This window comes from Streptomyces aurantiacus JA 4570 (genome assembly GCF_000414115.1).
Classification (GTDB): Bacteria; Actinomycetota; Actinomycetes; order Streptomycetales; family Streptomycetaceae; genus Streptomyces; species Streptomyces aurantiacus_A.
Genome location: NZ_AOPZ01000147.1, coordinates 42566 through 52944 on the forward strand (window position 1 = coordinate 42566; position 10379 = coordinate 52944).

At 74.5% G+C, this 10379-nt stretch carries 4 protein-coding genes and 1 pseudogene; all 5 read right to left on the bottom strand.

What is annotated here, in order from left to right:
* Positions 1–26: 26 nt before the first annotated feature.
* Complete coding sequence (gene redH, locus STRAU_RS16265) at positions 27–2816, bottom strand: undecylprodigiosin ligase RedH (RefSeq protein ID WP_016641429.1); 2790 nt, start codon at positions 2814–2816, stop codon at positions 27–29.
* On the bottom strand, positions 2813–3958 hold the full coding sequence (locus STRAU_RS16270; RefSeq protein WP_016641428.1) for an SAM-dependent methyltransferase: 1146 nt from the start codon (positions 3956–3958) through the stop codon (positions 2813–2815). The genes redH and STRAU_RS16270 overlap by 4 nt, the downstream gene beginning before the upstream one ends.
* Entirely contained in the window at positions 3946–4791 is an 846-nt protein-coding gene (locus STRAU_RS16275) for a thioesterase II family protein (RefSeq protein WP_016641430.1), read from the bottom strand. Before STRAU_RS16275 ends, STRAU_RS16270 begins: the two co-directional genes overlap by 13 nt.
* Positions 4792–4837: 46 nt before the next feature.
* Positions 4838–8698, bottom strand: coding sequence for an aminotransferase class I/II-fold pyridoxal phosphate-dependent enzyme (locus STRAU_RS39595; protein WP_016641431.1), 3861 nt, complete (start codon positions 8696–8698; stop codon positions 4838–4840).
* A gap of 247 nt (positions 8699–8945) precedes the next feature.
* A pseudogene (locus tag STRAU_RS40255) lies at positions 8946–10370 on the bottom strand (type I polyketide synthase); the annotation flags it as partial.
* Positions 10371–10379 lie beyond the last annotated feature (9 nt).

The window sequence follows — 10379 nt, forward strand, 5'->3', positions numbered from 1 at the left end:
TGCCTTCCTTGGGTGGTCCGGCGCTCTCAGCCCTCCACGACCTCGACGACACCGGTGTCGCCGTCGACCATGACCATGTCGCCGGTGTTGATCACTTGCGTGGCGTACTTGGTGTTGACCACCGAGGGCACGTTGAACTCCCGCGACACGATGGAGCTGTGCGAGAGCATCGACCCGATGTCGGTGACGACGCCGCCGGCGATGGCGAACAGCGGCGTCCAGGACGCGTCGGTGTGCCGGGTGACGAGGATCTCGCCGGCCTGGAACTCGTCGGCCTGCCACACCAGGTCCTCGACGATGCGGGCCCGGCCGACGATCCGCCCGGGCGACGAGCCGAGCCCCTCCAGGCGCGTCCCTTCCTTCACCGGCCGCGCCGCGCGGGTGCTGTCGTGCTCGCCGACGAAGGTGAGCGGCGGCTCCGGCAGCCGGTTGTGGTACTCGTGCACGCGCCGCCGCTCCTCGATGACGGGCCGCGAGAACGCCTCGCGCGCGGGCAGCTCACCGGCCAAGTAGCCGCGTACGTCGGCGAAGTCCAGGAAGGCCACCTCGTCCAGGGAGTGCAGCACGCCCTCGTCGACCAGCTGCCGGCCCACTTCGTACACGACGTTCCTGACCAGCCAGATCGACGTGATCATCGACATCCGGGTGGTCTCGCGCAGCTCGCTGCACAGGGCGTACATGGAGATGAGGCCCTCGAGGGTCTTGCGCTGCGGCAGCGGCAGCTTCTTCAGGACGGCGCGGGTGTCGCCCTCCTGGCGCGCGCGGCTGCGGCCCATGATGTCGTCGGCGGTGAAGCCGTCCGCGGCGTAGCGGCGGATCATCTGGAAGATGTACGACGGGTCGTCGATCCAGCGCTGATGGGTGAGCTCCATCTCCTGGCGCCCCCGGGTGCCGTTGGCGCGCAGGAACGGCTCCATCTGCGACTGCCAGAACGCCTCGCCGTCCGGGTCGGCGCGCAGCCTGTCCGCGACCTCCTCAAGCGGCGCCGCCTCGATGATCTCCATCACCCGGGGCCTGGCCTTCGCGGCCTGCGCCACGCTCCAGATCTCCTGCGCCGACGCCACCGTACGCAGGCTGGACATGTCGGTCTTGATGCGGTTCTGCAGGTTGTCGCCCGCGGAGCCGAGCCACTTGGCGCACAGCTCGGTGAGGATGCCGTAGAACCCGAACGCGTTGATGTAGTACGGCATGTAGCCGACGTGCGCGTCGTGGAAGTAGTCGAGGTAGCGGGTGAGTTCGGCGCCCAGTTCGCGGCGGCCCATGCGGGTCAGGTCCAGGCGCCGGGCGCGGTCGAACTCGTACAGGCGGGCCTCGGCCATGTCGCGGGCGCGGCCCTTCATCACCAGCATCTCGTTGCCGGTGGCCCGCAGCCAGTGCGTCGTGGACAGCAGGTCCGCCATGCCGCCGGGGAAGGTGCCGAAGGGGTTCTCGTACGTCGCCAGGTCCACCTCCTCGCTGACGAAGCGGCGGGTGAAGTGCCGCTGGTCGCGGGTGGGCACGGCCTGGCCGAGCAGATACGCGGTGTAGGAGATGTTCAGGTAGACGTGGCCCTGGAAGAAGCCCATGTGCAGGCCGACGTCGCCGGTGTCGCGCACGCCGAGGGCCGCCGCGCAGTCGCCGTGCACATGGTCCTGGTAGTGCCGGGCGAAGCTCAGGCCGAGCGGTGACATCAGGCCGACGAAGATCTCGCCGATGTCCATGCGGGACCACAGCGTGCCGTGCCGGGTGGCGTCCGGGAGCTCCCTCAGGTGCTGGGGCAGGTAGGGGCTGCGGGCGTCGTCGGAGGTCTCGGGGCGGGGCCGGGTGGTGATCGGGCGGGCCTGCAGCAGGTGCAGGGTGCCGTCGCGCATCGCCCACTCGATGTCCTGCTCGGTGCCGTAGCGCTCCCGCACGTCCAGGGCGAGCCGGGCGAGGGCCGCGAGCTGGTCGCGGGTCAGGCAGGGGGCGTCCCGGTCGGCGGCGTCGACCTTCGTCATCCCGATGCGCCCGGGGGAGAGCGAGGCGCACTTGGTGACCTTGTAGCGGACGCGTTCCTCGACGACGTCGAGCGTACGGTCGTCCACGACGAAGAAGTCACTGGAGACCCGGCCCGACACCAGCCCCTCGCCGAGCCCGCAACAGGCTTCCACCACCAGGCGGTTGGGCCTGCCGCCGATCGGGTCGACCGTGAACAGGACGCCGCTGACGTCGGCGGGCACCATCTCCTGCACCACGACGGCGATGGAGCCCGCGGGGCCCGGCCCCGAGCGGTAGGCGGCCGCCCGGTCCGACCACAGCGAGGCCCAGCAGACCTTGACCGCGTCGAGCAGCGCCGCGTCCCCCGACACGTCGAGGACCGTGTCGTGCTGGCCCGCGAAGGACCGCTCGGCGGAGTCCTCGCGCGGCGCGGAGGAGCGCACCGCGACGCGGGGGCGGCCCAGGTCCTCGTACGCCGCGAGGATCGTGCGGGCGATCGGCTCGGGGACGTCCCGGGCGAGGATCGCCTCGCGCACGGTGAGGGCCGGTTCGGCCCGGGCCTCGGCGGCGCGGATCTCGGCGGCGAGGCCGCTCTCGCGCAGGAACAGGTCGAACAGGCCGGTGGTGAGGCAGAACGCGGACGGCACCGGAAGGCCCGCCGCGGTCAGCTCGTCGAGCCGGGCCCCTTTGCCGCCGAGTTCGTCGGCTGTGGCGGTGTGGGGGCGGCCGAGCACGGCGACCAGGTCGGAGTGCGGGGCGCCGGCCGGCCCGGCGGCGTGGTCAGTACCGGCCCGTGCGGACTCGGGGCCCGTGGCGGTGTCGTCGGCGGTGGGCGTGTCGGTGGTTGCCTTCGTCGTCATGACGCGGCCTCCTCGGCGGTCGTGGGGGTGGTGGCGCGGGCCGCGAGCGAACCGACGGGCCCCGTCGCCGCGTTGGTGCCGACGAACGCGCGGAACGCCTGGCCGGGCAGCACCCGGGTGGCCCGGGCGTCGTCGAAGCCCGCCTCGCGCAGCTGCCCGAGCAGCTCGTCCTCGCGCGGCAGGGGACCGCCGAAACCGGCGTACTCGAACCACAGGTTGAGCACTTCCAGGCCGAGCGTGCCGCTGCCCCGGCACGAGGAGGTGAGCAGCAGCGTGCCGCCCGGGGCGAGGAACGAGCGGGCGCGCGCGAGGACTTCGGCGCGCTGCTCCTGCGGGAAGTAGTAGATGTTGTTGTGCAGCGTCACCACGTCGAACTGCGGTTGCAGGTCCAGCGTGCGCAGATCGCCCTGGCGGGTCTCGACGCGGTCGGCGAGCCCCCACTGCGCCATGTTCTTCGCCGCCTGCTCGGCGACCTCGGCCTGGAGGTCGACGGCCAGGGCCGTCAGGCGCGGGTTGAGCCCGGCCGCGTACCGCACGTACGTGCCGCTGCCGCAGCCGACCTCCAGGAGGCGCACCGGCGTGGTGCGCGGCAGGGTCCGGCCGATGGCCTCCTCGACGAAGCCGCGCACCACCAGCGAGGAGCGGGCGATGACCAGGCCGTCCTGGTCGGACAGTTCGAAGCGGCTGCCGTCCTTGAGCATCCGCGGGGCGTCGCGCAGCGCCGGCACATGGAAGCGCAGCAGCTCTTCGAGGGCCGCGGCGACGGCGTCGTTGCCCACCTGCGCGAGGGCCTTGGCGGTACGGCTCTTCAGCAGGTAGCAGCCCTCGCGCCGGTCCAGTTCGCCGAGGCGCACCCCGACGTCCAGCCAGGCGCGCAGCCGCTGCCGGTCCTCGGGCCGGGTCCCCAGGTGCTCGGCGAGGCTCTCCAGGTCGCACGGGCGCGTCGCCATGCAGCGCAGCACGCCGGAGCCCGCGGCGGCGGCGAGGAACGAGGCCCGGTACAGCGGCGTGAACAGCGTCCGGTTCAGTACGAGCAGCAGCGGGAGCCGCGGGTCCGCGACGATCCGCGCGATCGCGGCCAGGTCCGTGAACGGCTCCTGCGCCCGGTTCTTGACGGCCCTGGCCAGGCTCAGCAGGTCCATGAGGGGTTCCTCTCCTCGGCGGTACGGGTGAGTGCGGTACGGGTGAGTTCGGCGCGCAGCTCACGAAGGAGCGGAAGCCGTGCGGGTCCGTTCAGGTAGAAGTGGCCGCCGGGCACCCGGCGGTGCAGCATCGAGGCGGAGGTGTACGCCCGCCACGCCTCGACGTGGGCCGACGGCGCGATCGGGTCGCCGGCGGCGGAGAACGCGGTCATCGGGCAGTCGAGCGGGCGGCGCGGCCGCCAGCGGTAGCGTGCGCACAGCGTGAGGTCGGCGCGCAGCACCGGCAGCCTGCGCTCCAGGTAGGAGCGGCCCACCCAGTCGTCGGGCGCCAACGCACCCAGGTCGCCCACCAGTTGACGCAGGTCGTCGTCGCCGAGCCCCTGGTCCTCCGGGCCGCCGTACAGGTGCGGGGCCTTGCTGCCGGACACGAACAGGTGCCGGGGCCCGGGCCGCCCCCGGTCGCGCAGCGCGCAGGCGACCTCGTAGGCGAGCAGCGCGCCCATGCTGTGCCCGAACAGGGCGTAGTCGTCGACGTGCCCGGCCGCGAGCAGCGCGTCGGTCACGTCGCGGGCCAGCGGGGCCATGTCGGTGTACGGCACCTCGTCGAGCCGCAGCCCGCGCCCCGGGAGCAGCACCGGTACGACGGTGACGCCTGGGCCGAGCCGGGACGGCCAGTCGCGGTAGACGGAAGGGGTGCCGCCCGCGTAGCTGAAGCAGATCAGGCGGGTGGCGGCGGGGGTGGCCTCCGGCCCGGTGAGCTCTGGGCCGGACCCGAAGCCGGGTCCCGTGAACCAGGCGTGGGACTCTGCTGGTGGCCGCTCGGTGATGGGCACTTCGGGTTCCTCTCGGGTGCGGGCGGTCCGGCGGGCGGCGGGCGCGTCAGCGGGGCACGCGTGCGCGCCCCTCGGGCGAGTCGAGCCAGGCGAGCGTGCGCCGCACCCCCTCCTCGAAGCCCACCTCGCTCTTGAACCCGAAGTCGTCGCGGGCCCGGTCGATCGCGTACGACTGGTCGCGGTCGAAGAGGTGCACCGCGTGCCGGGTGAGGACCGGGCGCGCCTTGATCCGCAGCGCCCCGTAAAGCCCCTCCGACACCGTCGCGACACCGCGCGCCACCGGCGCGGGCAGGCTCAGGGCGGGCGGCTTGACGCCGAGGCCGCGGGCCAGCGCCCCGACGTACTCGCGCCATGTCGTGCGGTCGGGGTCGCGCAGGTTGTACGTGCCTCCCGCGGCGGCCTCGGCCACGCAGGCGGCGATCATGGCGTCGGTCGCGTTGGTCACGTACAGCAGCCCGGCGGGGACGTCGCCGCCGCGGATGTGGACCATCTGCCGGCGCAGGAGCAGCGTCGCGATCTCGACGACGAAGTCCTTGCTGCGCGGCCCGTACACACTGACCGGGCGCACCACGGTGAGCGGCAGGCCCGCGCGGGCGGCCGCCGCGCGCACGGCCCGCTCGCCGAGGAGCTTGCTGCGGTTGTACGGCAGGCCGATGTCGCGCGGCGGTGTCTCCTCGTCGCACGGGCGGACCGGGTATCCGTACACGTCGGTGGTGCTCACGTGCAGGAACCGCTCGACCGTGCCCGCGTGCGCCGCGGCCTCGACGAGGCTCCGGCCGCCGTCGACGTTGACCCGCTCGAAGTCGGCCCACGGCCCCCAGTCCGCGGACAGGCCCGCGCAGTTGTACACGTGCCGCACCCCGGCGGCCGCGCGGCGCAGGCTGTCCGGGTCGGTGAGGTCCCCTACGGCCACGTCGACGTCGACGCCCGCGAAGGCGGAGCGGTCGCTGCCGTCGCGCACCAGGACGCGCACGCGGTGGCCGCGTTCGGCGAGCCGGCGGGTGAGGTGCCCGCCGATGAAGCCGCCCGCGCCGGCGACGAGGACGTCCGGCGCGGACGGGCCGGAGCCGGGGGCGGCGGGCGCCGTCGCGGCGACGGTTGTCGCGGCGAGGGAGGGAGTGGTGGCGGGGGAGGGCGCCTCCCGCGCCGCCTCGGGCTGCGGCGGCCCCGTGCGCGGAGTTCCGTTCGTCGTGCGTTCAGCCATGGCTCGCCCCAACAGGTCCAGTGCGCGGTCGAGTTCGCGTTCAGTGTGGTCGGCGTTGATGAAGAAGCGCAGGCGGCACTCGTCGCGCGGGACGGCGGGGTAGCCGATCGGCATGACGTTGACGCCGAGGCGGAGCAGGGCGTTGGAGAGCGCCATGGTCTCCTCCCAGCCGCCGATGACGACCGGGACCACCGCCGAGGCGCGCGACACGCCGATGTCGAGCCCCCGGGCCCGCGCCGAGTCGCGGAAGTGCTCGGCGAGGTGCCGCAGCCGCGCCACCCGATCCGGTTCACCCCGCAGCACCCGCAGCGCCTCCAGGGCGGCGGCGGTGTTGGCGGGCGATATGCCGGTGCTGAAGATGTGCAGCGGAGCAGTGAACTTCAGGTACTCCACGAGTGGTTGGCGCGCCGCGACATAGCCACCGAGGCTCCCGACGGCCTTGCTGAGCGTGCCCATCCACAGGTCGACGTCGGCGCGGTCGACGCCGAAGTACTCGCCGATGCCGCGGCCGGTGCGCCCCAGCACGCCGAGCGAGTGGGCCTCGTCGACCATGAGCATCGCGCCGTGCCGCTTCTTCACGTCGATGAACTTCGGCAGGTCGGGCAGGTCGCCATCCTGGCTGTACGCGCCCTCGATCAGGACGAGGGCCCGGCGCGCCCGCGCCCGCGAGGAGCCGAGCATCCGGTCGAGGGCGCGCCAGTCGTTGTGCGGGAAGGACCTGCGCCGCGCGCCCGACAGGACGCTGCCGCGCACCGCGCTGTCGTGGATCCACTCGTCGTGCAGGATCAGGTCCTCGGGGCCGAAGAGGTGCCCGATGGTCGCGACGTTCGTGGCGTGCCCGCCCGCGAAGACGATCGCGGCCTCGGTACCGAGGAACGAGGCGATCTCCGCGTCGAGTTGATGGTGCAGCGGCGTCTCGCCGAACAGCAGCGGAGTCGCCGAGCAGGACGTGCCGTACCGGTCGACGGCGGCGCGCGCGGCCTCGCGGACGCGGGGATGGTGGGACAGGGCAAGGTAGTTGAAGGCGGAGAAGTTGAGCACGGGTCGGCCGTCGACGGTGGAGCGGCCGCCGTTGAACCCCTCGTGCGTGCGCCCATAGGGGTTGTCACCGTCGGCGGTGGCCTGCGCCAGCCGCCCCTGCAGCTCCGCGTACTCGGGCCACTCCTCGAAGACGCGCTCCTGCCGGACGGCGGGGGCGGGGGTGTCTTCGGGGGCGGGACCGGGCGCGGGGGGTGACGGCGTGGCGTGGGCCGCCGACGGCAGGACGTCGGCGAAGTGCGTGCCGTCGGCCACGGGCGCGGCGCCTTCGAGCAGTTCGGCGAGCTGCCCCACCGTGGGGTCCTCCGGCAGCCGCTCGCGGTTGCCGTTCAGCTGCCCGGGGAACCGCCGCGTCAGGGCGCGCTCCAGCTCCGTACGCATCAGCGAGTCGAAGCCGAGGTCCGCGCCCAGCCGGGCGTCCTGCGGGATGTGCGCGACGGGGTGGCCGCAGACGAGGGACACCTGCGCGAACACTTCTTGGCGGCCGGCCGGGGCAGGCACGGCCTGGGCCGACGCTGTCGGCGGGGCGAGGGCCGGGGTGATGGCACGGCCCGCCTCCGACGACGCTTCCGTGAGGGGTACGTCCCGTGGGGCGCCCGCGTCCTGGCGCCTGGCCGAGCCCGTGGCCGCACCCTCCGGCAGCGCGTCCGAGCCCGCGCCCTCCAGCAGCGCGCCCGCACCCGTGGTGGCCGCCCCCTCCGGCGGCGTGAACCAGTACGCCTCCCGCTCGAACACCGCGTGCGGCACCGGCACATGAGGCCCCCGCCGCCCTGCGTCGAGCGCCGCCCAGTCCACCGTGCCGCCCGCGCAGTGCAGTCGCCCCAGGGACTGGAGCAGTGTCTCCCAGTCGCCCGCCGCGCCCGGCACAGCCCCGGCCCGGCCCCGCCGCAGCGACGGCAGCCACAGCGCGGGACCCGCGTCGGCCGGGGTCGTCGCGCGGCCGAGGCCGAGCAGCGTCGGGTGCGGTCCCGCCTCCACGAACGCGGTGCAGCCGAGCCGGCGCAGCGTCGCGAAGCCGTCGGCGAAGCGCACCGTGCCGAGGAGGTGGTCCACCAGCGCGTCGGCGTCGACGCGGCCGACCGGCTCGCCGGTGGCGTCCGACACCCACGGGACGACCGGTTCGGCGAAGCGCACCGAGCGGGCCGCAGCGCGCAACGGCCCGGCGGCGCCCGCCATCAGCGCGGAGTGGAAGGCGTGGGACACGGCCAGCGGCTTGACGACGACCGACCGCTCCACCAGCGCCGCGCGTGCCTGCTCGACCTCCGCCCGCTCGCCCGAAAGCACCAGGTGGGTGGGCGAGTTGACGGCGGCGACCGACAGCGAGGTGAACCCCGATGCCACGCCGCGCACCGTCTCCGCGTCGCCCAGGCAGGCGATCATCGCCCCGTCGCCGGGCTGTTCGTCCATGAGCCGCCCGCGCGTCGCGGCAAGCGTGAGGGCGTCCTCGAAGCTCATCGCCCCGGCCACGCACGCGGCGGCGTACGCGCCCACGCTGTGCCCGAGCACGGCGGCGGGCCGCACGCCGAGCGACAGCCACAGCTCGGCGAGGGCGACTTCGAGGGCCACGAGGGCGGGCTGGCAGTACCGCGTCGCCCGCAGCCGCTCGGTCCCGCCGTCCGTGAAAAGGAGCTCGGTCAGGGGGACTTCGAGGTGCGGGCGCAGCACGGCGTCCGCCCGGTCGACGGTCCGCGACGGCGTCCGCCCGGTCGACGGTCCGCGCGAACGGGGCGTGCGTGTCGTACAACCCCTTGCCCATGCCGGTGTACTGCGTGCCCTGGCCGCTGAACAGGAACGCCACCTTCGGCTCGGGCCCATGGCCCGCCGTGCCGCGGGCGACGGCCGTCGACGCCTCGCCGCGGGCCAGCGCGTCGAGCCCGGCGTCGAGCTCGCCGGCCGACCCGCCGACGACGACCGCGCGGTGCGCGAGGCGGGCCCGGCCGGTGTGGGCGGCCCGGCACAAGTCGCCCACGGCTGCCTCAGGGTGGGCGGCCAAGTGGGTGCGCCAGCGCCGGGCCAGCGTCGTCAGGGCGGTCGGGGTGTGGCCGGACAGGCACAGGGCGTGCACCGGCCGCGCGAACGGCGCTTCCGACGCCGTTTCCGGCGGCGCGGGCTCCGGCGGGGACTCCAGGACCACGTGCGCGTTCGCGCCGCCGAACCCGAAGGAGCTGACGGCGGCCCGCACCGGGCCCTCGTCCGGCAGGGCCGTCAGCCGCGTGGGTACGTCGAGGCCCGAGCCGTGCCAGTCGAGCCGGCGGTTGGGCGTGGTCAGGTGGAGCGTCGGCGGCACCTCGCGGTCGCGCACGACGAACGCCGCCTTGATCAGGCCCGCGATGCCCGCGGCCGCCTCCAGGTGCCCGATGTTGGTCTTGACCGAGCCCACCAGGCAGCGGGCGCCGTCGGGGCGGCCCATGCCGTACGCCGCCGCGAGCCCCTCCCACTCGACGGGGTCGCCGAGCGGCGTCCCGGTGCCGTGCGCCTCGACGTAGTCGACTTCCTTGCCGCTCAACTCCGCCCGGGCCAGGGCCTGTTCGACGACGGCGCGCTGGGCGGAGCCCTTCGGCGCGGTGAGGCCGTTGCTGCGCCCGCCGTGCCCCGTGGCCGAGCCCCTGATCACGGCGTGCACGCGGTCGCCGTCGGCGAGGGCGGCCGACAGCGGCTTGAGGCACACCAACCCCGCGCCCTCACCGCGTACATAGCCGCCCGCCGCGTCGTCGAACGTACGGCAGCGCCCGTCCGCCGACAGCATCCCGCCGTCCGCGAACGCCACCGACAGGCCGGGCGTCAGCATCAGGTTCACGCCGCCCGCGAGCGCCGTCGCGCACTCGCCGCGCCGCAGGCTGTCGCAGGCCAGGTGCACGGCCGTCAGGGACGACGAGCACGCCGTGTCCAGGGCCAGGCTGGGGCCGCGCAGGTCGAGGGCGTAGGACAGCCGGTTGGCGGCGATGGCGTGCGCGTTGCCGGTCGCGCCGTGCACGTCGACCGTGTCCAGGCGGCCCATCTGCAGCTCGGTGTAGTCGTGGCTGCTGATGCCGACGAACACGCCGGTGGCGCTGCCCGCGAACGACGCCGGGTCCCTGCCCGCGTCCTCCAGGGTCTGCCAGGCGGTCTCCAGGAGCAGCCGCTGCTGCGGGTCCATGCGGGCGGCCTCGCGCGCCGACAGGCCGAAGAAGCGGGCGTCGAACTCCTCGACGCCGTCGAGGAATCCGCCGAAGTCCGGCGCGGCGACCCGCCCTGCGTCCCAGCGGCCGCGCGGCACCCCGGTGATCGCGTCACGGCCGTCGCGCAGCAGCCGCCAGTAGCTGTCCGGGTCGGGCGCGCCCGGGAAGCGGCAGCCGATGCCGACGAC